The sequence below is a fragment of the Candidatus Parakkermansia intestinigallinarum genome, from assembly GCF_944389695.1.
In the GTDB taxonomy this organism is placed as follows: domain Bacteria; phylum Verrucomicrobiota; class Verrucomicrobiia; order Verrucomicrobiales; family Akkermansiaceae; genus Akkermansia; species Akkermansia intestinigallinarum.
Window position 1 is genome coordinate 1 of record NZ_CALXNG010000015.1, and the last position, 23,028, is coordinate 23,028.

Here is a 23,028-nt window from a genome sequence, read left to right on the forward strand (position 1 = left end):
CCGTGTCGGGGTGCCGCGAATTATACAGATGAGTTGCCGCGACGTCAAGCTTTTTCGGCTGAATTTTTCGCAAATTTCTCTGCTTGTTTCACAAGATATTGATAATTCGCGAGTTTGGTTCGGCATTGTTATCAGTATTTTTTGCTTAGGTGGCGTTTCAGCCGCTGGGATGCCGGGCTTTTGCTGATGGTTGTCCCGCTTGAAGGGTTTTTGAGGGGCTGCTGTCAGGCGGCGGGCTGCCTTGCCCTGCCGCAAAAGTCCGGCGGGACGGGCTGTCAGAGGGAGGCGATGTCTTGCGCGATTTGTTGGCGCAGGGCGTCGATGCTGCGGAAGGGGGTTTCGGGGCGCAGGAAGCGGCGCAGTGAGATGCTGAGCTGTTCGCCGTAGAGGTCGCCGCTGTAGCCGCCGAGGAAGTGGGTTTCGAGGCGGACGATTTTGGTGTCTTCGCGGATGGTGGGGCGCAGGCCGAGGTTGGCGATGCCGCGGAGTTGCAGCCCGCGGTGTTCGCAGCTGACTTCGTAGACGCCGTAGGGCGGCAGGGCGGCGCCGGGCGGCAGGGCGATGTTGGCGGTGGGGAAGCCAAGGCGGCGGGCGAGTTGCTGCCCGTGCTCGACGCGGCCGCAGATGGTGAAGGGGTAGCCGAGCATGCAGCCGACGCGCTCGAGGTCTCCGGCGGCGAGGCGCTCGCGGATGCGGCTCGAGCAGATGATGTCTCCTTCTTGGCTAAGGAGTTCGTTGATGCAGGGGGTGAAGCGGAGTTCGGCGGCGGCGCGACGCAGGAATTCGGTGTTGCCGCGGCCGCCTTTCCCAAAGTGCCAGTTGGCGCCGACGGAGATGCCGGCGATGGGGCAGGCGGCGGCGAGTTCGAGCAGGAAGGTGCCGGCTTCGGTGTCGGCGAGTTCGCGCGTGAAGGGTAGCAGCAGGAGCAGGTCGGCGCCGAGGGAGGCGATGCGCTTGGCTTTGAAGGCGGCGTCGGGGGTGAGGAGTTTGGGGGCGGCAGCGGGGTTGAGGAGGGTGAGGGGGTGCTGCTCGAAGGTGAGGACGCCGCGCAGGGCGCCGGGGCTCGCTGCGCTGCGGATGACGGCGGCATGCCCCCGGTGGACGCCGTCGAAGAAGCCCATGGCCCAGTGGATGGGGCGGTGTATACGGCGCAGGTCGGCGGTGCTGTGGAGGATTTGCATGGGGAGAGGTGGGGGAGGCTCGCGGTTCGCTGCCGGGCTGCGGTTTAGTTTTCGCGCCGGCTCAACACCTGTTCGATGCTCAGGAGGCGGGCCAGGAGTTCGTCGCGAGTGCAGGCTTTGAGCTCGGGGACGCTGATGGCTTCTTCGACGCGGAAGGGGCCGGAGCGACTGCGCCGCAGGGCGGTGAGGTGGGCGCCGCAGCCGAGCAGTTGGCCGATGTCGTGGGCGTAGGTGCGGACGTAGAAGCCTTTGCTGCAGCGGACGCGAAAGTCGACTTCGGCGTTCGCGAGGTCGATGCGCAGGATGTCGTGTTCACGGACGGTGACGTGCCGTGCTTGCCGCTCGATGCTCTGCCCTTTGCGGGCGAGTTTGTAGCAGGGGACGCCGTTGATTTTGACGGCGGAGTACATGGGCGGGGTTTGGTCAAAGCTGCCGTTGAAGTGCTCGAAGGCGGCGCGGATGGCGTCGGCGCTGAGTTGGTCGGTGGGGCGGGTGGCGATGATTTGGCCGTCGGCGTCTTGGCTGTTGGTTTCGATGCCGAGTTTCATGGTGGCCAGGTATTCTTTGTCATCGCACATGAGGCGGTCTTGCAGTTTGGTGGCTTTGCCGATGACGACCATGAGCAGGCCGGTGGCCATGGGGTCGAGGGTGCCGCAGTGCCCGACTTTGCGGGTGTTGAGGACGCGGCGGCAGAGGGCGACGGCGTTGTGCGAGGTGAAGCCGGGGTCTTTGTCGACGAGGAGGACGCCGCAGGGGGCGTCGGGTGCTTCCGAGGTGCTCATGGGGATGGGGAGGGGTGGCGGGGGGATGCCGACGGCCGGGGAGCCGAGGGCGGCGCGGGCGCTGCGATGGTGCGGCTTCGGGCGGCGCGGCGGGGAGGGGCTGCGGGAGGTTTTTAGTCGGCGGGGAGGGTGCGCAGGATGCGGCGCAGTTCGTTGAGGACGCGTTCGCGGCAGTCGGCGAGGCTGCCGCGCATGCGGATGCCGGCGGCCATGCTGTGGCCGCCGCCGTCGAAGCAGCGGGCGACGTCGGCGACGTTGACGCGGGGGTCTTTGGAGCGCAGGGAGACGCGGATGCGGCCGTCTTCGAGGTCTTCAAAGATGGCGCTGGCTTTGACGCCGCGGATGACGCGGATGATGTCGACGAGGTCTTTGGTGTCTTCGAGGTTGATGCCGAGGCGTTGTTTGGTGCCGGCTTCCATGGAGTAGTGCGAGAGCATGCCGCGCTCTTCGATGACGAGGCGGTTGAGGACTTCGCGCTGGACGATGATGGTGCTGAGGGGTTGCTCTTGGTAGAGGCGGCGGTTGATGTCCGCGACGTCGATGCCGGCGGCGATGAGTTCGGCGGCGGCGATCATGACGTCGGGGGTGGTGCTGCTGTATTGGAAGGAGCCGGTGTCTGTGCTGATGGCGGTGTAGAGGGCGGCGGCGATGCCAGGGGTGATGCCGATGCCGAGGTGGTGCAGGAGGCGCTGGATGATGTAGCCGGTGGCGGCGCAGCCGGGGTCGATGATGTTGCAGTCGCCGTAGCGGGTGTTTGTGCCGTGGTGGTCGATGTTGATTTTGCAGGGGGCGGCGGCGAGGATGGCGCAGGCGCGGTCGCCGAGGCGTTTCCAGTCGCCGGTGTCGAGGCAGATGAGGGCGTCGAGGTCGGCGGGGCAGGTGTCGGGGACGGGTTCGATGAGTTCGGCGCCGCTCAGGAAGGTGTAGCGCGAGGGGACGGGATCTTCGTTCCAGAGGCGTACGTGCTTGCCGAGGCTGCGCAGGGCAAGGCCGAGGGCGATGGTGGAGCCGATGGCGTCGCCGTCGGGGCGGAAGTGGGCGATGATGCCGATGCGTTGATGCTGCTGCAGCTGCGCGACGAGGGGGGCGAACATGCGGGGAGTATAATGCACGCGGAGGCAAAAGGCAAGCTCTACCCGCAGGCGGCGGCTTTCCTCTATGTAGGGCTCTGCGGGGGATGCGATCTCGCGGAGGGACGGCGAAGGCGGGGCGCGTGGGGCTCGCGGAGCAGGAGAGGAGCTATGCCGAATGAAAAAGACCGCAGCTGCTTGCAGCTGCGGTCTTGCGAGTAGGGCTACAGGGACTCGAACCCCGAATAGCGGTGCCAGAAACCGATGTGTTGCCAATTACACCATAGCCCTGTGTTTCGGAACGGGCGCAGTATACTCCTGCGCGGATGTGGTGTCAAGACTATTCTGACGTTTTTTTTCGCTTCGGAGGCGCTTTTTTTGCATTTGGGGGCGGGGTTGCCGCTGCGGCGGGGTGTAACGGTTGGTTTTAGGACGCAAGCGGGCGTTGACATTGCGCGTGTTCTTTGTATAATGGCGCGCATGAGAAATCAAGACGAGAAGATGCCGGAGGATCAGGATTGCTGCTGCGCCGATGAGCCGCAACAGGAGGCTCCGCTCAATGAGACGCCTGTGGATGAGTCGGATGCTCAGCAGGCAGCCGATGCAACGGATGAGTTGACGAAGTGGCGCGAGCGCGCGCTGCGCACGGCGGCGGAGTACGATAATTACCGCAAGCGCTGCGTGAAGGATAATCAGGATTTCCGCAAGTATGCCAACCGAGGGCTGCTGGAGGAGTTGCTGCCGGTGGTGGATAATTTCGAGATGGGGATGCAGATGGCCGGGCAGGATACGTCGTCGATGATTTACATCGGTATGAGTATGGTGCAAAAGCAGCTCAGTGACTTTCTCACCGGGCAGGGCGTGGAGCGCATTGCGGCGGAGCCGGGTCAGGCTTTCGACCACAATGTGCACGAGGCGATTCAGAGCGAGCCGTCGGATCAGCCCGAGGGGACGATTCTGCGCGTGCTGCGCCCGGGTTATATGCTGAAGGACCGCTTGCTGCGCCCGGTGAATGTGGTGGTGGCGGCTCCCCGCGACGCGGAGGCATGAGGGCTGCCGATACGCTGATTTTCAAGTTCTGAAACGGTTATGGCAAAGGATTATTACGAGGTGTTGGGTGTGGATCGCCAAGCGGATGACGCGACGATTAAGAAGGCTTACCGCAAGCTGGCGATGAAGTATCACCCGGATCGCAATCCGGATAATAAGGAGGCTGAGGAGAAGTTCAAGGAGATTGGTGAGGCCTACGAGGTGCTCAGTGATGCCGATAAGCGCGCGGCTTATGATCGCATGGGTCATGAGGCGTTTAAGAATGGCGGCGCGGGCGGCGCGGGCGGCGCGGGTAATCCGTTCGGCGGTTTTACGGATCCGATGGATATTTTCGCGCAGATGTTCGGCGGGATGGGCGGTTTCGGCGGTCGCGGCCGCCGTCAGGCGGATCCGCGCCAGCCGGGTTCGGATTTGCGCTATGATCTCGATGTGACGCTGGAGGAGGCGGCCCACGGCTGCGATAAGACGCTCGAGATTGAGCGCCTTGTTTCCTGCGAGGCTTGCCACGGGACGGGCTCAAAGGACGGGTCTGCCGGGTTCAAGACTTGCCCGACTTGCCAAGGGACGGGTGTGGTGACGCGCCAGTCGGGGTTTTTCGTGCAGCAGAGTACGTGCCCGACTTGCCGCGGCGCGGGGCAGACGATCAGCAATCCTTGCCCGAAGTGCCGCGGTGAGGGTCGCGTGCACAAGGATGTGCAGATTACGCTGCATGTGCCGGCCGGTGTCGATACGGGGACGAAGTTGCGCTCGAGCGGCAATGGCGATGCAGGGCTGCGCGGCGGTGAGACGGGTGATCTCTATGTTTTCATCGAGGTGAAGCCGCATGAGATTTTTACTCGCGAGAAGTCGGATCTGAGCTGCGCGATGCCGGTGTCTTTCATGGATGCGGCGACGGGCTGTGTGCTGAAGGTGCCGACGCTGGACGGGGCGGCGAAGTTGAAGTTGCCGGCAGGTACGACGAGCGGGACGATTTTCCGCGTGCGCGGCCAGGGTATGCCGTCGCTGAAGGGGTCGGGTCGCGGTGATCTGATGGTTGAGGTGACGGTGGAGACGCCGACGAATCTGGACTCGAAGCAGAAGAAGGCGCTCGAGGAGTTCGGCAAGACGCTCAAGGAGTCTAATCAGCCCGAGGTGCAGGAGTTCCTGAAGCGCGCGGCGAAGTATCTGAAGTGAGGAGGGGGAGGCGCGATGCACCGCTGTTGTCTGCCGGGGGCCGATTGGTCGGCTGATTCTCTGCTGCTGGAGGGCGAGGAGGCTCACCATGCGCTGCGCGTGATGCGTTTGCGCCCGGGTGATGTTTGCGAGCTTTTCGACGGGGAGGGGCAGGCGGCGCGGGTGCGCGTGGCGGCGGTTTCCGGGGCGTCGATGCGGGTGGAGGTTGAGGAGTTGCTCGCGCCGCTGCCGCCGGTGGCGGAGATTGTTCTGGCGCTGGCGGTGCCGAAGGGGGCGCATATGGATTTGGTGGTGCAGAAGGCGGTGGAGCTGGGCGTGTCTCGCGTTGTTCCGCTGCTGACGCAGCGCACGATTGTGCGCCTCGATGCGCGCGAGGCGCAGGCCAAGCAGCTGAAGTGGCAGCGCACGGCGCTGGAGGCTTGCAAGCAGTGCGGGGTGAATCGCGTGCCGCAGGTGGAGCTGCCGCAGCCCTATGATCGTTTTTTGCAGCGAGGGGATGTGCCCGGTCTGCGTTTGCAGTGCGCGATTCTGCCGCAGGCGCGACCGCTGCGCGAGCTGCTGGAGGCGGCGCGCGCGGACGGGGCGTCCGCCTGTACGCTGCTGATTGGGCCGGAGGGTGATTTCAGCCCGGCGGAGTATGAGGCGGGCGCGGCGGCGGGCTATGCGCCGGTGTCGCTGGGGCCGATTATTCTGCGGGTGGAGACGGCGGTTTTCATGGCGGTGGCGGCGGCTCGCTATGCGCTGGATCGCTGAGGGCTTGGGCGGTGACGGGTGTTTGTCGGTGGCGGAGAGGTCGGCTCGCTGTTGTTGAGGGGCGGAGGATGTGCTGATATGGCTTTTCTGGAGCTCGATCATGTGTGTGTGCATTACCCGGTGCGCTCGACTTGGGGGCGCACGGGTGAGGTGCTGCGCGCGGTGGATGATGTGTGCCTGAGCTTGGAGCGCGGGGAGGTGCTGGGGTTGGTGGGTGAGTCGGGCTGCGGCAAGTCGACGCTGTCGCGGGCGATTATGCAGTTGCAGCCGCTGACGTCGGGGCGCATTTTGCTGGAGGGGGTTGAGCTGTCGGCGCTGCCGGCGGCTGAGGTGAGGCGGCGCCGGCTGGATTTTCAGATGGTGTTTCAGGATCCGTACGCGTCGCTGAATCCGCGTCTGAGTATTTTTTCGACGCTGGCTGAGGCGCTGTCTCGCCGGGCGCCGCTGCCGCGTTCGCAGCGCGAGGAGGCGGTGGCTGCGTTGATGGAGCGCGTGGGCTTGGCGCCGGAGCATATGCACCGCTATCCGCATGAGTTTTCGGGCGGGCAGCGGCAGCGCGTGGCGATTGCCCGCGCGATTGCGCCGAAGCCGGCTTTGCTGCTGGCGGATGAGCCGGTGTCGGCGTTGGATGTTTCGATTCAGAGCCAGATTCTCAATTTGCTCACGGGTTTGGTGCGGCAGATGGGGATTACGATGATTTTTATTTCGCACGATTTGGCGGTGGTGCACTATGTGGCTGATCGTATCGCGGTGATGCGGCGCGGGCGCATGGTGGAGTGCGGCTCGGCTGATGAGGTGTATTTGCACCCGCGCGAGGCGTATACGCAGGAGCTGCTGGCGGCGGTGCCGCGGTGCTGAGGCAGCGGCGGGCGGTGCCGCGGCGCCTATCGCGTCATGCACGGATGCACACGCACTTTTGGCTTGCGGGTTGACTGATCTGTGGCAGAATACGCGCATGCACAAGACCGCACTCTCTCTCTTCGGCTTTGCTGCCCTGGCGCTGTCGGTTCAGGCGGCGGAGTGGCTGACGGATCCCGAGGAGGCCAAGCAGAGGGCGACGGCTGAGCACAAGGCGATTCTGGTGAGCTTCACGGGGTCGGACTGGTGCGCCTACTGCATGAAGCTTCGAAAGCGTGTTTTTGAGACGGAGGCTTTTGAGGAGTACGCGAGCCGGAATTACGTGCTGCTGGAGATTGATCTGCCCGAAAAGGAGGGTTTTGACCCCGCGCTCAAGGAGCGCAATCAGCAGCTCTGCGACAGTTACGGCATTACGGCTTTTCCGACCGTGCTGGTGCTGAGCTGCAAGGGGCATACGGCCGGCGGCTTTATCGGGGGCAGGCCGGGCCCGGATGCGGTGATGCATGCGCTGGCGCCCGGGCTTGAGAATGCGCGGCGCATGGAGCGGATTTACGATCTGCCCGCGGATCAACAGGCCGAGGAGTTGGTGCGTATTTACAAGTCGCTGCCTTCGCGCCTGCGAGGGGCGGCGCGCGGGCTTCGCAGTGAGATTCTCCGGCTTGCGCACAGTGATTCGGAGGCTCTCCGCGAGCTGCATGCCGAGCTGGCGGCCGAGCAGCAGCTCGATGACTTCCGCCGGAGGATTGAGGAGAGCGGGGAATGCCCGGCGGAGGTGCTCCGCAAGCTCGATGAGATGATTGCTCAGAGTATGCCGCAGAATTTGCCCGTGCTGCTCGATGCAAAGTTTAATCTGCAAATGATGACGGCTGAGACGCTCGATGACCTCGAGGCGGCGCGGCGGACGCTGCTTCGCCTCGCGGAGCTCAAGCCGGAGTATCGCGAGAAGATCGAGAGTATGATTCGCGAATGTTTTGCCGACCCCGAGTTGCTGCTCGAGGTGCTCCGGCAGGAGCGCGAACGCTGAGGGCGCCCCGACTGAGGCGGGCGACGAAGTCGGCGACACGGCGGACGGCCGGGGACACGGCTGAGGCGGACGGCCATGTTGGCGACACGGTTGCGGCCGAGCTGACAAGAGCCGCGCATTTTTCGCTTGCAGAGGTCTTGCTGCTTGTGCCGGAATGGGGCATGCACAAGTTGATGATGGCTGCGGCTGCGCCGGTTGTTGTTCAAGCTCCGGCGACGGCTGCGGAATGGATGACGGATTATGAGGCGGCCTGTGAGCGGGCCGCCGCCGAAGATAAGATGGTGCTCATCGATTTCACGGGCTCCGACTGGTGCAGCTTTTGCATTCAGCTGCGCTGCGGGGTGCTCGATAAGCCGGATTTTGAGGCTTACGCCCGCGATCGCTTTGTGTTGCTGGAGGTCGATCTGCCCAATAACTCCAAGTTTGATCCGAAGTTGCGCGCAGCCAACGAGGCGCTCTGCCGCGCTTTCGGCATTCGCAGTTTCCCGACGATGCTGGTGGTGACGCCGCACGGCGATGTGGCGGGCGGTTTTCTGGGTTATCGGCCGGATCTCGCGGCGGTGCGTGAGGAGTTGGAGCCCGCGCTCGCGAATGCCCGCGCGATTGAGGCGGCGCGGCAGCTGGAGGGCGAGGCGAGGCGCGATGCTCTGATGAGCTGCTACCGGGCGATGCATGAGCGGCTGCGCATCTGCGCGAAGGGTTTGCGTGCCGAGATCATGCGCTCTGACCCGCAGGATGTCTACGGCCTGCGCGACCGGGTGCTCAATGAGCAACAGATGGATGAGATCAACGGCCGACTCGAGACGCTGGAGGATGACCCCGCCGCGGCGCGCGATTATCTTGAGGCGCTCCTGCCTTCGGCTCGCCCCGCCAACCGCCTCGCGCTGCTCAATTTGCTCTACCCGCTGCAAATCAAGGCGGCCGATTCGCTCGATGAGCTCGAGGCGGCGCGGCGGACGATGCTGGAGATTCTCTCCTGCAAGCCGCCTTACGCCGAGAGTATCCGCCGCCGGCTGGAGAGCAAGTTTGCCGATCCCGAGGAGCTGCTCCGTCAGGTGCGCACGCAGCGGCGCCTGCGCGGCAACGCAAGGCCGCCGCAGCCCTGAGGCCCGCGCACGCCTGCCGAGCCCCGACCTTGCGGCGGCTCCCGACCTTGCGGCGGCTCCGGCTGCGGCAGTTCCGTCCGCGGCAGGCAATGCAAGACGGGCAATGCAAGGTGAGCAATGCAAGGCGGCACGCGACCTGCCCGGATAGCGCCCCACCTGTTTGCGTCAGCAGAGGCAGGGATTTGCATTTTTTGCTTGCAGTGCGGCGCAACTGTGTCAGAATGAGGCCATGCACAAGATGCTCTTTTCCATGATGTCGCTGGCAGCGATTGTCGCGCCGGCTTTTGCCGCCGAGTGGCTGACCGACCTCGAGGCCGCCAAGAAGCAGGCCGCTGCCGAGAACAAGGCCATTCTCGTTGACTTCACCGGCTCGGACTGGTGCGGCTACTGCATCCGCCTCAAGAAGAATGTCTTTGACAAGCCGGAGTTCGCCGACTACGCGAAGGACAAGTTCGTGCTGCTGGAGATCGATGTGCCGAACAACCCGAAGTTCGACCGCGAGCTCCTCAAGAAGAACCGGCAGCTCTGCAGCGATTTCAACGTGAGCGGCTTCCCGACCATTCTGGTGCTCACCCCGCAGGGTGAGGTAGCGGGCGGTTTCGTCGGCGGCAAGCCCGATCTCAATGCGGTGCAGGCGGCGCTCGATCCCGCGCTGGAGAATGTTGCGGCTCTGGCTGCCGCGGAGAAGCTGACGGGCGATGAGAAGACTAAGGCGCTGGCGGCTTGCTACGAGGCGCTGCCCGACAGCGTCAAGGAGTCCGCCAAGTCGCTGCGCGGCAAGATTGTGGCGAATGATCCGAACGACCTCAGCGGTCTGAAGGCTGAGGTTGAGGCCGAGAAGCAGCTGGCGGAGATCGAGGCCAAGCTCATTGCCGCCGGCAATGATATGAAGAAGGTTCTCGCGACGCTTGAGGCTCTGATGCCCGAGGTTCTGCCGGCCAACAAGCCCATCATGCTCAACTCGCTCTTCGAGCTGCGCATGCTCACGTCCGAGAACGAGCAGGATCTCGAGAAGGCCAAGCAGACGCTCGACGAGCTCGCGGCTCTCCTGCCCGATCAGAAGGCTGATATCGAGGCCTTGAAGGCTCGCATCTCTGCCGATCCCGCAGCTCTGCTGGAGAAGATCAAGAAGCAGCGCGAGTTCATGCAGCGGCAGATGAAGCCGACGGAGTAAAACTCCGCGCTCCTTTCGCCTTTTCTCCCGACCGGCTGCCGACAGGCAGCCGGTTTTTTCGTGCTTTGGCCTCAGGGAGAACGCAGCGACTCCCGCCCCTCCCCTCTTCCCCTCTCCGAGAAAAAAGGGGGCGCAGCTGCATGCTGCACCCCCCTTCTCTGCGATTCGGCTCTGCGCCTTGTCTTCGGCGACTCGCCTTTAGTTCTCGCCGTTCATTTCGGCGATTTTGCGGAGCATCGCGTCGCGATCTCGGTACTCCGTCTCGATGAACTCCTGAATCTCGGGCGCTCTCTCGGGGCAAAGCTCCGCAAGCTCAAGCAGGGTCTTGCGGGCAGCCTCGAGGTCGTCATAGGTCTTTGCCGAGGCGAGCTGGAGGCTGAACTTGAGCTCCACCATCGTCGGTTTGTTGGGTGCCAGCGCTTCGTCCGCGAGCCGACAGACGAGCTCGAGCACTTTCTGCCTGTCGTTGCCGACCTCGGCTACCCGGCGGCGGAAGTCGTCCATCTGCTCTTCAGCGGCACGCATTTCGCGCAGGCCGGAGACACCGTTGACGTCTTCTTTCTCCACCACGGCGAGCAGGTTCGAGGCGTCGCGCAGCACGGAGGGAATCGCCACGTAGCAGTTGAAGAGGGCCTTCAGGCGCTCGTCTCCGCTGAGTTGCTGCGCTGCGGTGAGCGCCTTCGCGTTGTCATAGCCTCGGTTCAGGATGGCCTGCACTTCGCTCATGTCGGTCAGTCCGCCCACAAAGCCGCCGGCCACCTCGCCTTCGGACGTCAACACCATGATGGTGGGGTAGCCTCCCACCTTGTAGCGCTTGCAGAGTTCTCTGTTGCGAGCGAGGAGGGCGCGGTCAAATTGGGGGTTGCGGGGCACGTCGACCTCCAGCAGCACGAACTTGTCCTTGGCGTAGTCGGCGAACTCGGGTTTGTCGAAGATGTTTTTCTTGAGGCGGATGCAGTAGCCGCACCAGTCCGAGCCGGTGAAGTCGACGAGGATGGCTTTGTTCTCGGCCGCGGCCTGTTTCTTGGCGGCTTCGAGGTCGGTCAGCCACTCGGCTCCGCAGGCGGGAGCGACGATGGCGGCTACGGTCAACAGAGAGATGAATGCGTTTTGCATGATCTCTATGATGACATGCGCGGCGGATTCTTCAAGGATAAAATGCCCGAGACCCCGCGCGCTGACGCAGTTGCCCCGCCGCCGTCCGCGCCGGCCGCGCCGCCGCAGGCGGGAAAACGCCGCGAGGGCGGCGGAGCCGAGCTCCGCCGCCCTCGAAAAGGGAGACTAGCGCGCCGCAGCAAGAGCGTCCGCGCGGGGTCTTTGGCTTACATCGTCATGCCGCCGTCGCAGACGAGCACCTGGCCGGTGATGTAGCGGGCTTCGTCCGAGGCGAGGAAGAGGGCGCAGTTGGCGATGTCTTCGGGCTTGCCCATGTCGGCCAGCGGGATGCGAGCCAGCAGAGCCTCGCGGGCTTTCTCGGGAATCGCGTCCGTCATCTCCGTCGCGATGAAACCGGGGGCAATCGCATTGCAGGTCACCTTGCGGCTGGCGAGCTCCTGAGCCACGGCCTTGGTGAAGCCGATGACGCCCGCCTTCGAGGCGGCGTAGTTGGCCTGCCCGGCATTGCCGGTGATGCCCACGATGGAGCTCATGTTGATGATGCGGCCGGCGGAGCTGCGCATGAGTGTGCGCTGGAAGGCCTTGACGAAGAGGTAAACGCTCTTGAGGTTCGTGGAGATCACGGCATCCCAATCGGCCTCCTTCATGCGCATCAGCAGGCCGTCCTTCGTGATGCCGGCGTTATTGACGAGGATATCCACCGTCGGATACTCGGCGAGAATCTCTTTGACGCAGGCCTCGACGGCCGCCGCATCCGAGACGTCGCAGGGGAAAGCTTTGCAGCTGCCGGGGAACTCGGCGTTGATCGCATCAGCGGCACCGCCGCAGGAAGCAGGGTTGCGCGAAATGAGCACCACCTTGGCGCCCTCGGCCGCAAAGCGGTGGGCAACGGCCTGACCGATACCGCGACCGGCACCCGTCACTACAGCGATTTTACCAGAGAGTCTGTTCATGGTGAGGCTATTCTACCCGAGGCCGGCAGTCTTGGCAAGCTCTTTCTCTGGGCACGCGCATCGGCTTATCTCAGGGCTTGCGGCAGGCCGTGAAAGGCCTGCGCTGCGGACCGTCATGGGAGCACATTTTTCTTGACAGGTCAAGATGCGCTGCATACAATCTCCCGCGGGTAAGTGTTACGTATGCACGCACGCGAGAGCTGTCTGCATCGGGCAACATGGGTTCATCCCCTGAAAAGGAGAACCCGCCGGTAGCTCAGCTTGCACGAACCCGCCATCGCCATCCGTTTCATCCAACAACAAACTTTCGTCAATGTTCGTTTTTTTCAAAAAGCTCATCGGGATGTTCTCGTATGACATCGGGATCGATCTCGGTACGGCTAATACACTGGTCTACGTGAAGGATCAGGGTATTGTGCTGCGCGAGCCGTCCGTCGTCGCCATGAAGGGCGACAAAGTCAAGGCCGTCGGCGAAGAGGCCAAGCGCATGCTCGGGCGCACGCCCGGCTCGGTCGTCGCCATCCGCCCGCTCAAGGAGGGCGTGATCGCCGACTTCGACGTCGCGCAGGAGATGCTCAGCTACTTCATCCGCAAGGCCTGCAACCGCCGCAGCCTGCGCCGCCCGCGCATTCTCATCGCGCACCCCTCGGGCATCACCGAGGTGGAGCGCCGCGCCATCATCGACTCGGCCTACGAGGCCGGAGCCAGCAAGGTGCAGCTCATTGAAGAGCCCATGGCTGCGGCCATCGGCGTCGGTCTTCCCGTCTCGGAACCCATCGGCAGCATGATTGTCGATATCGGCGGCGGCACGACCGAGGTGGCCATCATCTCTTTGTCGGGCATCGTCTACAGCCAGTCCGAGAAGTGCGGCGGCGATGCTCTCGACGATACCATCTGCCGCCACATGCTGGCGGCGCACAACCTGCTCATCGGTCCGCGCACCGCTGAGGACATCAAGATCAGTGTGGGCTCGGCCCACCCGCTCCAACAGGAGCTGCAGATGGAGGTCAAGGGCCGCGACCGCGGCACCGGTCTGCCCAAGACGGTCGTGGTGCGCTCGGAGGAGATTCGCGAGGCGCTGCAGGATAAGTTGGACATCATCGTCAATGCCATTCGCCAGACTCTGGATCACTGCCCGCCGGAGCTGGCAAGCGACCTCTACGATCGCGGTATCATGGTGGCCGGCGGCGGCGCTCTGCTGCGCGGTCTGGGCGATCTGCTGCACGAACAGACAGGCCTGCCCATCACCATCGCCGATGATCCGCTCAGCGCGGTTGCAGAGGGCACCGGTAAGTTCATTCAGGAGAACAGCCGGATTTTCGAAGACGAAAACTGATACTCACCCTGCTCTGACGCCGCTGCGGCGGGCATCCTGCCGCACGGCCTGCACCGATAGGCGCTGCGCCTCGGCATCGTCTCTGCCTGCCGCAACTCGGCAGGGCGACGGCGGGGCGGGCGGAAGTGCGGAGACGCCGTGCCCGCACCCCCTCGGTGCCGATGAGTCGGCGAGCATCGCTCGGGCAAACCTCAACCCCTAACCATACACTTTGTCATTACTTTCAAAAATGGTCAATTCAGTCAAACGCTTCTTCGGGTTCGGCCAATGCAACCCGAAGGAAGGCACGACGATTGTCATCAACGCCGAGAAGCTGGAACGCCGCGTTGCCCTGCTTGAGGAGGGCGTGCTGGAGGAGTACAGCATCGAGCGCGAAGGAGAAGACAACATCGTGGGCGGCATTTTCAAGGGCCGCGTCAAAAACATTGAGCCGGGTCTCAAGGCCATGTTCGTCGACATCGGCTATGAGAAAAACGCCTTTCTGCATTTCTGGGATGCCCTGCCTCTGGCGCTGGATTCCTCCCTCGAGGAGATTCAGAAGGAGGGGCGCCCGCGCAAGCAGCAGAAGAAGATTACAAGCAAGGATATTCCGGATATTTACCCCATCGGCTCCGAGATTATGGTGCAGGTGACCAAGGGGCCCATCAGCTCGAAAGGTCCGCGCGTGACGACGAATATTTCGCTGGCGGGCCGCTACATCGTGCTGATGCCCTTCACCGATCAGTTCGGCATCTCGCGCAAGATCGACGACCCGAAGGAGCGCCAGCGCCTGCGGCAGATTGTGCAGAAGCTCAATGTGCCCGAGGGCATGGGCATCATCATGCGCACGGTGGCGCAGGGGCAGCGCTTCCGCCACTTTGTGCGCGATCTGGCGATGTTGCTGACGCAGTGGCGCGAGGTGGAGGAGAAGTTCGCGGCCAACGATGCGCCTCTGTGCGTTTACCGCGAGCCCGATCTCATTGAGCGCACGGCGCGCGACTTCCTGACGGACAATGTCGACAACATCGTCTGTGACAGTCTGGAGGTGACGCAGCGCATGCAGGAGATTGCCGGCAAGATTTCCCGCCGCTCGAAGCGCCACATCATGCACTACCCCTGCCGCCAGCCCATTTTTGAAGAGCTGGGAATCGAGCGGCAGATTAACGAGGCCTTCCAGCGCCAGGTGCTGCTGCCCTGCGGCGGCTACCTCGTGATCGACGAGACGGAGGCGCTCATTGCGATTGATATCAATACGGGGCGCAACAAGGGCAACAAGGACCTCGACAAGACGATTCTGGAGACCAACCTGGAGTCGGCCCGCGAGATTGCCCGCCAGCTGCGCCTGCGCAATATAGGCGGCTTGGTGGTGGTTGACTTCATCGACATGCGCCACCGCAAGGATCAGCTGGCGGTCTACAAGGCGATGAAGGAGGCGCTCAAGCGCGATAAGGCCAAGACGCAGGTGATGCAGATCACGCCCATCGGCCTGATGGAGATGACGCGCCAGCGCATCAATGAGTCGCTGCTCGACTACGTGAACGATCACTGCCCCTACTGCCACGGGCGCGGCCGCATCAAGAGCGTGATGACGATGAGCGTGGAGATTCAGCGCCAGCTCAAGGCGACGATTATGCGCTACCGCGATACGGTGGGCGACATGCTGGTGGTGGTCAACAGCGACGTGCTCTCGCGCTTCAAGAATGAGGACGCGAAGCTGCTCATGGAGCTGGAGCGCCAGTGTGCCGGACGACTCATTTTCCGCAGCGATCCTTCGATTCACCGCGAGGCCTTCGCCATTCTCGACCCCGCTCACAACAACAAACCGCTCTATCAGGTCAACATGTGAGCCCGCGCCTCGCGGCGAGCCCGAAGCTTCCCTCCTCGACTCAGAACAGCGGACACACCCTCATCGGCCCCCGCAGCCCATCTGCCGGGGCCTTTGCGTGGGCAAGAGCTAACGAGGCTCAAACATACACCGCAAAATAACGGCGTCCCGCTGATTCTCCTTGCCTTTTCACCCGCCCTCATCTAAACTGAGACAGGGAAAGACGGAAGGCAGGTCACCCGCGACTCTCACCCCCTCCGCTCCCTCCGCCGCCAGCCGATGGCATCCGCGCGACGCATAACATCTCCCCGACCATGACCACCCCCATACCCCTCCCGGACGACGAACAGCTCATCTGGCAAGGCCGGCCCGGGCGCACCACCCTGCCCGCAGCCAAGGCGACAGCCTTCACCCTAACGGCGCTGCTGCTCGCCCTCGCCGTCGCGGCCGCCCACCTTCTCGCCCCGTCCTCCTCGCTCGGCGACGGGCTCGCCGAAGTCTGCTCCCTGATCCGCAAACCCTTCGTCACGGGCTTCGCCCTTCTCTTCGCCGTCGCCTTCCTCCTCTACCCCCACCTCATCCGCCACATCCTCAGCCGCAGGCTCTACGTCGTCACCGACAAGCGCCTGATCAGCCTCGACGGCGGAACGGACAAGCCGAAAACACCGCAACAGCTCGAGCGCTCCTCGCTGCGCTACGACGAGATGTCAGACCTGACCCTCAAAACGATGGGCGACGGGCTCTGCAACCTCTATCTGAGGGACAACGCCGCGCCGGCGTCAAACGGCCCCCACATCCAAGTCATCCCCTACCTGCCGCAAGACATCGCAGCCTACATTCAAAGCCGCTGCTGCGGTGAGTAGAGATAGCCGACACGGCCCCTCGCCTGAACGCCATCTGCCGGCACGCAGACAGGCAGAGCATTTCTCTCGGATCTCGCCCGGGTAAAAAGCATCAACTAAGCGTCTGAAGAAGGAGCCCACCACCCTCATGCGGGTGGTGGGCTCCTTGTATCAAGAGCAGCGGGCAAGCAACCCGCACCGGACGAAAGGAAACGCAAACGTCGACGCGCGGAAGCCGCTTCCATCGCGGCAATCACATCGCAACCCGGCGCCGACCGGCTCGGCGGCCGCTCACCAGCCCTCAACCACAAGGCGGCTGCGGGCCTCCGCATGGCCCTGCCGCGCCGCCGCGCGGTGCCATTTCAGGGCCTCGGCCACGGCCTTGAGGCCTTTTTGTTCATCGTAATAACAACCAAGCCAAAACTGCGCATCAGCCAAGCCCTGCTCAGCGGCGGCGCGGCACCATTCAAGGGCCTCCTCCTGCGACTCCTCGACGCCGATGCCCTTGGCGTAGCAGCAGGACAGATTGAACTGCGCCTCCGGCATGCCCTGCTCGGCGGCAGCGCGGCACCAAGCGACGGCCTCCTCCTGCGACGCCTCGACGCCTTCGCCCTTCGCATAGCAGCAGGACAGATTGAACTGCGCCTCCGGCATGCCCTGCTCGGCAGCGGCCTCATACCAGCGGAAAGCCTCCTCGGGCGAAGCCTCGGTACCGACGCCCTCGGCATAACAGAGAGCCAGCGCATACTGAGCCTTCGCGTTTCCCTGCTCGGCAGCGGCGCGGTACCACTTGAAGGCCTCGGCGGGCTTCGGCTCAGGCATCCCCCTGCCCTCTTCACAACAGAGCCCGAGGATGTACTGCGAGGGGGCATTTCCCTGTTCAGCAGCGGCGCGGTACCACTTGAGCGCTTCCTGCAGAGAGGGCTTCACCCCGCGGCCGTTGAGGCAGCAGACGGCATAACTGTGCTGCGCCTCGGCCAGTCCCTGCTCGGCGGCGGCGCGGTACAGGCGGGCGGCCTCGGCGTCTGACGGCTCGGTACCCTTGCCGAAGTGGCAGCAGTGGCCGAGGGTGAGCTGAGCACGGGCGTGCCCCTGCTCGGCGGCGCGGCGATACCAAGTGACGGCTTGGGTGATGGAGCGCTCTTCTCCGCGACCGGTTCTGAAGGCTTCAGCCAGCTTGAACTGAGCCTCAGCCTCTCCCCGTGCGGCGGCGGCGCGGCAGAGCGCCATGGGGTCGGTGCCGGACGCAGCTTCGGCGGATGAGGGGGCGGAGGGGGATGGTGTCGAATGTGATGCTGAATTGTTCATACGCTCTCCTTATACCTTAGTTCTGTTGTGTTCGAATGAAGATTTTTAGCCCCCCTCGGAAAAGAAACTCTCCCGCCGAACCAAGGAGCCGTCCGCCCGCAAAGAGGAGGGGGAGGAGCGGCTCCGTTGCTCGGGGGCGAGTATCGGAAGCGTCGTGGCGCTCCCCCCTCTGCGGGGGTGAGCGGCCGAGTGGAGGGTCTCAGAGCAGGTCGGGAGCGTCGAGGGCGCTGTTGAACTCGCTCTCCAGGCTCTCCAGCTCGCTATCTACGTCGACATCCGGAACAAGCAGGTCGTCCTCGGGAGCGGGATCGGTCTCATCCGATACGGTCTCCGTCGCCTCGAGCTGCACCTCTTCCGTCAGGTCAGGCAAAATGACGGCCGCGTTATCGTCTGCGGCGGGCGTCGGCTCTTCAGCATCTTTGATTTCTTCGGCGGGGGTGGCTTCTTCGGCGGGCTTGGGCTCGGCAGCGGGAGTAGCCTCTTCCGCAGGCTTGGGCTCGGCAGCGGGGGTGGCGTCAGCCGCTTTTTGTTCGTCAGCTTTTTCGCCGCAGCTCGCGAGGCTCAGCAGAGCAAGAGCGAGAAGGGGAGTCATCCATTTGTTCGCTTTCATGGTCGATGATTCGGTTAGTTTACATCGGGCACATCCGAGGTGCCCGCAGGCAGGGTAGCAGATTTTCGGGTGGGTCTCAAGAGCAAACATGCGGTTTTGTCGGCGGGGCGCCGCGCATCCTGCAAGCCCGTCCCGCATGCGCGGAGCCGGCGCCCGCAGGCGCCTTGTCGTCGTCGCGCCGCCGCCTGCCGACGCCCTCCGAACGCCTCTCTGCGCTCTCCGAACACCTCTCTGCGCCCTCCGAATACCCTCCGAACACCCCCCTGCACTTCCTGAACGACCCTCTGCATCCCCTGCACCCTCGCCCACTCTCAGGGCAGCGGCTGCGGCGGCACGGCGACCTCACCGCAGAGCAAAAAACGCGTCTCGCGGCCGGGCCACCGCGGGTTTGCGTACATCCGGCAGCTCGAGTGTCAGCGCCGATATACAGCTTGCCAGCGCGGGGCCAAGCTGCTACAATGGCGGCACACATGAAAACCGACACGATTTGCGTTCAGAGCGGCTGGACTCCCGGCAAGGGCGAGCCGCGTGTCCTGCCCATTTACCAGTCGACCACCTTCCGCTACGAGACGAGCGAGCAGATGGCTCGCCTCTTCGATCTGAAAGATTCCGGCTTCTTCTACACCCGGCTTCAGAACCCCACCAACGAGTGCGTCGCCAAGAAGATCGCCGAGCTCGAGGGTGGCGTGGGGGCCATGCTCACGTCCTCGGGGCAGGCGGCCTCATTCTACTCCGTCTTCAACATCTGCGAGGCGGGCGATCACTTTATCTCGACGTCGGCCATCTACGGCGGCACCTACAATCTCTTTGCCGTAACCTTCAAGAAGCTGGGCATCGAGGTAACCTTCGTCGATCAGGATGCGTCCGATGAGGAGCTTGAGAAGGCTTTTCGCCCGAACACGAAGTGCGTGTTCGGCGAGACCATCTCGAACCCCTCGCTGCAGGTGCTCGATATCGCGAAGATGGCCCGCCTTGCTCACGCGCACGGCGTGCCGCTGATTGTGGACAACACCTTCGCCACCCCCATCAACTGCCGCCCCTTCGAGCACGGGGCCGATATCGTGATTCACTCGACGACGAAGTACATGGACGGCCATGCCACGCAGGTCGGCGGCGTGATTGTCGACAGCGGCAAGTTTGATTGGATGGCGCATCGCGACCGCTTCCCGGGGCTGACGACGCCCGACGAGTCCTACCACGGTCTCGTCTACGCCGAGGCTTTCGGCGAGGGGGCCTACATCACGAAGTGCACGGCGCAGCTGATGCGCGATTTGGGCAGCATTCCGTCGCCCTTCAACGCCTTCCTGCTCAATCTGGGGCTGGAGACGCTGCACCTGCGTGTGCCCCGCCACTGCGAAAACGCGCAGAAGGTGGCGGAGTTCCTCACGACGCAGCCGGAAGTGGCTTGGATCCATTACCCGGGGCTTCCCGGCAATCCGGCCTACGAGCTGGCTCAGCGCCAGTTTGACGGCGGCCGCAGCTGCGGCGTGGTGACCTTCGGCATCAAGGGCGGTCGCGAGCGCGCGATTAAATTCATCGACAGCCTGAAGCTGGCGGCCATTGTGACGCACGTGGCCGATGCGCGCACCTGCGTGCTGCATCCTGCCAGCCACACGCACCGCCAGCTCTCCGACGAGCAGCTCATCGAGGCCGGCGTGAAGCCCGATCTCATCCGCTTCTCGGTGGGTATCGAAGATGCGGAAGACATCATCGCTGATCTCCGCCAAGCTTTCGAAGCCATTGCGACGGCCTAAAGCCCCATCGGGCGCAGGAGGAGCGCGAATTCTTCGCGGCTCTTCCCCGGCTCGATGCAACTCAGCTCTTTCGATCTCCCCGGTCGCGCGCCCCTCCGCGCGCGACCGGAGCTGTTTTTTGCGGCGAGCGGGCGCTTCCGTCTCTCCCCTCATCCTCCCTCGCCGAGCCCTGTCCGCGCGGAGTCGGCGTGATAAAATTAAACCGCCCCACACGGGGCAAGAGTCAGCGTTCACGCTCCTCCGAGCACCCGCCTGAACAATTCGTGCCCATCCGCTGCACGATTTTTCTTATACGCTTTGTTTCAATTTAATACAGTGCGCATCGGCGGCGCAAAATCGGCCATTTCATCTTATTTTTTTTCGAGCATTTTTCTGGACGTTTCAAATTTCGGGTGATATACCCTTTTCAGGCAAACCGCTGCCCCGTTCGGCATCAGATCGGGGGCTTTGCAGCGGTTCGGCCTGCTTCATATCACGTAATGACAAGAGCTATGTTGAAGAAAAAGAGTGCGCCCGCGCTTTCGCCGGCGTCAGGATACACGGATCCCGAGCGAGCACTTTCGCGCGGGGTAAATGGGAATGATTCGGTTTGCCGCCTGTCGGCAGACCGTGAGATCTCTCACCATGTCGGGACTCTCGAGCCGACTGCCCTGTCTGCCGCTCAGGCAGGCGACGGTCGATGCGCTCGTTGCGGTCGTGTCTGAGTCAGCGGATGTTTGCCGATTGACTGATTATTAACCATCCGATTCGTTGCCTATCGACTCTGCCACGGACGCCGTTCATCACATGCGATTGCTTTGCCGCTCCCGGGAGGGGGCGGCTTTTTCTTTCGCCGCGCGGCGTTTTCTTGTCGACTCCGGCCGGGCTCCGTGGTATCATGACAGGGTGGCGGCAGCAAGTGCCGACCCTTCGCGAAACAGCTCACAAGCACAACCCTGAGAGACACGGATATGAAAAAAGCGAAATCACTGATCAAAGCCTGCAAGATCGGCGCTTGGGGACAGGCCGCCGATATGCTCAACCGGGGCGACTCGGTGCACGGCTCGGGCCCGAAGGGCAAGACGCCGCTGATGTACGCCTGCCGCCGCGGCAACCTCGACTTCGCCGCACGCCTGATCGATCTGGGCGCGGATGTCAATGCGCGCACGCTCAGCGGCAAGACGGCGCTGATGTATGCCTGCAGCGGCTCGCCGGCTCTATGCTGGATGTTGCTCAGCCGCGGAGCCGATCCCTTGGCGACGGATGTTCAGGGGCGTACGGTGCTGCACTACGCTTGTCGGAAGGGGCAGCTGGATCTGGCCGAGAAGTTGCTGGCTGCCGGGGCGGATCTGAACGCCCGCGACCAACGGGGTCGCACGCCGCTGCACCACGCGGCTGCCAAGGGGCAGTGGCCCGTCGCGGAGATGCTGCTCGGCCGCGGGGCGGACTTGCAGCAGGCTGACCGCTTCGGCTGTACGCCGCTGCACCACGCCGCGCGCAAGGGGCGCCGCCTGCTCGTCGGGATGCTTCTCTCGCGAGGCGCGGCGGTGGACGCGCAGGACCACAACGGGCGCACGCCGCTCATGCACGCTTCGCTCACCGGGCACCGCAAGACGGCCGCTCTGCTGATGGCGCACGGCGCCGACCTGCAGCTCCGCGACAAGAACGGCAACACGGCCGCATGGCTGGCCGCCGGGGATAAGGCGCACAAGATGATCCGCCTGATGACGCCGCCCGATGCCTGAGACCTCGGCGTTTGACGCCCCGAGTGTGTGAAGCCCCGGTGCATGTCACCTCGCGTGTTCGTCACCTCGGCGTTCGTCACCCCGGTGTTCGATGCCGCGCGTCTTCGTCACCCCGAGTGAGGACGCGCCCGACGCGAGCGGGGGATGCCGCGCGGGCGCGTTCCGGCAGCGGCGGTGCTCATGCGCCCGCCGCGCGAAGCTTGGCGGCTATCACTTGGTAGCCTTCCTGTTCGGCGATTTCGAGCGGGGTGCGTCCTTCGTCATCCTCGACGGTCAGATCCGCCCCCGCCGCAAGCAGCACATCGACCATCTCCGTGTGATTCAATAACACAGCCAAGTGAATCGGCGCACCCGGATCGCTCTCTGCATTGACGTCGGCTCCGTGATTAATTAAAACGCGAGCCACGTTCACGTTGTTCATGATGGCCGCATCGTGAAGGGGGGTGCAGTTGCGCTTGCTCCGAGCATGGATATCGGAACCGGTGTTGAGCAACAACTGCACCGCTTTCGGATAATCCCTGTGGTGTCGGCTCAGCAGACGCCCCAGTGCCGCGTACCCCTCTTCCCTTTTGAAGTTTCGCCTGTAATCCTCCAGCGCCGGGTATAATCCGCCGGCGGCAGCATGGTGCAGCGCCGTCATGCCTTTGTCATCGCGAAGGGACGCATCGGCGCCGCCGACTCGGAGTATCTCTATGACCTCGGTCTGACCGCCCTGGGCAGCCACCATCAACGGGGTCATCATACTCTTATCGGCAGCGTTGGGATCCGCACGGTATGTCAACAGATGCTGCACGACGCTGATGCGCCCGCTCTGTCCGTTGAGCACGGCGTCGGTAAACTCCCGAACATCGTCCTCCGTCTTCTGCAATTCAGAGTCGACGTTTGCACAGGCCAGATGCAAGGGGGTGAAACCGTCAGACGTCTTTTTATCGGGGTCGGCGTCAGCTGAAAGCAGCATGAGAGTTATCACATCGTTGCCCATGATCGCCGTATAGTGCAAGGGGGTGAGAGTCAGAAACTCCGCATCGCAATCGGCTCCGGCATCGAGCAGGGCACGCACGGCTCTGGGATTGTTGAGGCAGCAAGCTGCGTGAAGGGGCATCCATCCGCCCAGAAGCATCATATCCGGGTCACAACCGGCGTCGAGAAGCAAGGCCAGGCGCCGATCATCCCCGTCTCGTATGGCTACAAATAAGGCATCCGCATAAGAGGACGATGTGATTCCCTCTGCGGCAAGACGCTGTTTCGCGAGCTCCTGCTCCGAAACCCGAGCCTGCAGCGGGGCGGCCGAAAAGACCGCGACGGCAAGGCCTATTCCTAACGTTTTTGCATGTTTCATCAGGCACATAAACTCTCCGGCCGCGAGCATAACACGCTGAGAATTCGCGTCAGGATTTTATGCACAAGTAT

21 protein-coding genes and 1 tRNA gene are annotated in these 23,028 nt (G+C 63.5%); 13 read left to right on the top strand and 9 right to left on the bottom strand.

Features of this window, described 5'->3' with window-relative positions; all coding sequences use genetic code 11:
• A partial coding sequence (locus AC6UAL_RS05610; RefSeq protein WP_500682389.1) for a hypothetical protein occupies positions 1-187 on the top strand: 187 nt, incomplete at its 5' end.
• Positions 188-275: 88 nt separating this feature from the next.
• Here AC6UAL_RS05610 and ribF read toward each other — a convergent pair.
• The 4 genes from ribF to AC6UAL_RS05630 all read right to left on the bottom strand — a co-directional run bounded on the left by ribF (position 276) and on the right by AC6UAL_RS05630 (position 3,324).
• Positions 276-1,181: a riboflavin biosynthesis protein RibF gene (gene ribF / locus AC6UAL_RS05615; RefSeq protein ID WP_500682390.1), complete on the bottom strand. Its 906-nt coding sequence runs from the start codon at positions 1,179-1,181 to the stop codon at positions 276-278.
• 44 nt (positions 1,182-1,225) lie between these two features.
• Entirely contained in the window at positions 1,226-1,963 is a 738-nt protein-coding gene (truB, locus tag AC6UAL_RS05620; RefSeq protein WP_500682391.1) for a tRNA pseudouridine(55) synthase TruB, read from the bottom strand.
• Between the two features lie 113 nt (positions 1,964-2,076).
• Positions 2,077-3,057, bottom strand: a complete 981-nt coding sequence (locus AC6UAL_RS05625) for a DHH family phosphoesterase (protein WP_500682392.1) — start codon at positions 3,055-3,057, stop codon at positions 2,077-2,079.
• Positions 3,058-3,252: 195 nt separating this feature from the next.
• A tRNA-Gln gene (locus AC6UAL_RS05630) sits at positions 3,253-3,324 on the bottom strand.
• A 189-nt stretch (positions 3,325-3,513) separates the two neighbouring features.
• Here AC6UAL_RS05630 and AC6UAL_RS05635 point away from each other — a divergent pair.
• From AC6UAL_RS05635 to AC6UAL_RS05665, 7 genes are all read left to right on the top strand, one after another.
• Positions 3,514-4,083 (top strand): nucleotide exchange factor GrpE, encoded by a 570-nt coding sequence (locus AC6UAL_RS05635; protein WP_500682393.1) that lies wholly within the window; start codon positions 3,514-3,516, stop codon positions 4,081-4,083.
• A gap of 39 nt (positions 4,084-4,122) precedes the next feature.
• Complete coding sequence (gene dnaJ / locus AC6UAL_RS05640) at positions 4,123-5,256, top strand: molecular chaperone DnaJ (protein WP_500682394.1); 1,134 nt, start codon at positions 4,123-4,125, stop codon at positions 5,254-5,256.
• Positions 5,257-5,271: 15 nt separating this feature from the next.
• A complete protein-coding gene (locus AC6UAL_RS05645) occupies positions 5,272-6,009 on the top strand; it encodes a 16S rRNA (uracil(1498)-N(3))-methyltransferase (protein WP_500682395.1) in 738 nt (245 codons plus the stop codon).
• 78 nt (positions 6,010-6,087) lie between these two features.
• Positions 6,088-6,867, top strand: coding sequence for an ATP-binding cassette domain-containing protein (locus AC6UAL_RS05650; RefSeq protein ID WP_500682396.1), 780 nt, complete (start codon positions 6,088-6,090; stop codon positions 6,865-6,867).
• A gap of 97 nt (positions 6,868-6,964) precedes the next feature.
• Positions 6,965-7,891, top strand: a complete 927-nt coding sequence (locus tag AC6UAL_RS05655; protein ID WP_500682397.1) for a thioredoxin family protein — start codon at positions 6,965-6,967, stop codon at positions 7,889-7,891.
• A 161-nt stretch (positions 7,892-8,052) separates the two neighbouring features.
• The gene (locus tag AC6UAL_RS05660) at positions 8,053-8,997 is read left to right on the top strand and encodes a thioredoxin family protein (protein WP_500682398.1); all 945 of its coding nucleotides are present in this window, start codon (positions 8,053-8,055) and stop codon (positions 8,995-8,997) included.
• A 229-nt stretch (positions 8,998-9,226) separates the two neighbouring features.
• Positions 9,227-10,171, top strand: coding sequence for a thioredoxin family protein (locus tag AC6UAL_RS05665; protein ID WP_500682399.1), 945 nt, complete (start codon positions 9,227-9,229; stop codon positions 10,169-10,171).
• Positions 10,172-10,369: 198 nt separating this feature from the next.
• Here the strand turns inward: AC6UAL_RS05665 and AC6UAL_RS05670 are convergent, their stop codons facing one another.
• Positions 10,370-11,287 carry a thioredoxin fold domain-containing protein gene (locus AC6UAL_RS05670; RefSeq protein WP_500682400.1) on the bottom strand — a complete coding sequence of 306 codons (918 nt, stop codon included), beginning with the start codon at positions 11,285-11,287 and terminating at the stop codon, positions 10,370-10,372.
• Between the two features lie 206 nt (positions 11,288-11,493).
• Positions 11,494-12,240, bottom strand: a complete 747-nt coding sequence (fabG, locus tag AC6UAL_RS05675) for a 3-oxoacyl-[acyl-carrier-protein] reductase (protein WP_500682401.1) — start codon at positions 12,238-12,240, stop codon at positions 11,494-11,496.
• 313 nt (positions 12,241-12,553) lie between these two features.
• Here fabG and AC6UAL_RS05680 point away from each other — a divergent pair, with 313 nt between their 5' ends.
• The 3 genes from AC6UAL_RS05680 to AC6UAL_RS05690 all read left to right on the top strand — a co-directional run bounded on the left by AC6UAL_RS05680 (position 12,554) and on the right by AC6UAL_RS05690 (position 16,243).
• On the top strand, positions 12,554-13,576 hold the full coding sequence (locus AC6UAL_RS05680; protein ID WP_500682402.1) for a rod shape-determining protein: 1,023 nt from the start codon (positions 12,554-12,556) through the stop codon (positions 13,574-13,576).
• 229 nt (positions 13,577-13,805) lie between these two features.
• Positions 13,806-15,401: an Rne/Rng family ribonuclease gene (locus AC6UAL_RS05685; RefSeq protein WP_500682403.1), complete on the top strand. Its 1,596-nt coding sequence runs from the start codon at positions 13,806-13,808 to the stop codon at positions 15,399-15,401.
• Positions 15,402-15,694: 293 nt separating this feature from the next.
• Positions 15,695-16,243 carry a hypothetical protein gene (locus tag AC6UAL_RS05690; RefSeq protein ID WP_500682404.1) on the top strand — a complete coding sequence of 183 codons (549 nt, stop codon included), beginning with the start codon at positions 15,695-15,697 and terminating at the stop codon, positions 16,241-16,243.
• Between the two features lie 270 nt (positions 16,244-16,513).
• Here the strand turns inward: AC6UAL_RS05690 and AC6UAL_RS05695 are convergent, their stop codons facing one another.
• Entirely contained in the window at positions 16,514-17,530 is a 1,017-nt protein-coding gene (locus tag AC6UAL_RS05695; protein WP_500682405.1) for a tetratricopeptide repeat protein, read from the bottom strand.
• Positions 17,531-17,729: 199 nt separating this feature from the next.
• A complete protein-coding gene (locus AC6UAL_RS05700) occupies positions 17,730-18,140 on the bottom strand; it encodes a hypothetical protein (RefSeq protein ID WP_500682406.1) in 411 nt (136 codons plus the stop codon).
• Between the two features lie 470 nt (positions 18,141-18,610).
• Here AC6UAL_RS05700 and AC6UAL_RS05705 point away from each other — a divergent pair, with 470 nt between their 5' ends.
• Both AC6UAL_RS05705 and AC6UAL_RS05710 read left to right on the top strand, forming a co-directional pair.
• Positions 18,611-19,894: an O-acetylhomoserine aminocarboxypropyltransferase/cysteine synthase family protein gene (locus AC6UAL_RS05705; RefSeq protein ID WP_500682407.1), complete on the top strand. Its 1,284-nt coding sequence runs from the start codon at positions 18,611-18,613 to the stop codon at positions 19,892-19,894.
• A gap of 950 nt (positions 19,895-20,844) precedes the next feature.
• Positions 20,845-21,618, top strand: a complete 774-nt coding sequence (locus AC6UAL_RS05710) for an ankyrin repeat domain-containing protein (RefSeq protein ID WP_500682408.1) — start codon at positions 20,845-20,847, stop codon at positions 21,616-21,618.
• A 178-nt stretch (positions 21,619-21,796) separates the two neighbouring features.
• Here AC6UAL_RS05710 and AC6UAL_RS05715 read toward each other — a convergent pair whose 3' ends face one another.
• Positions 21,797-22,987: an ankyrin repeat domain-containing protein gene (locus AC6UAL_RS05715; protein ID WP_500682409.1), complete on the bottom strand. Its 1,191-nt coding sequence runs from the start codon at positions 22,985-22,987 to the stop codon at positions 21,797-21,799.
• Positions 22,988-23,028 lie beyond the last annotated feature (41 nt).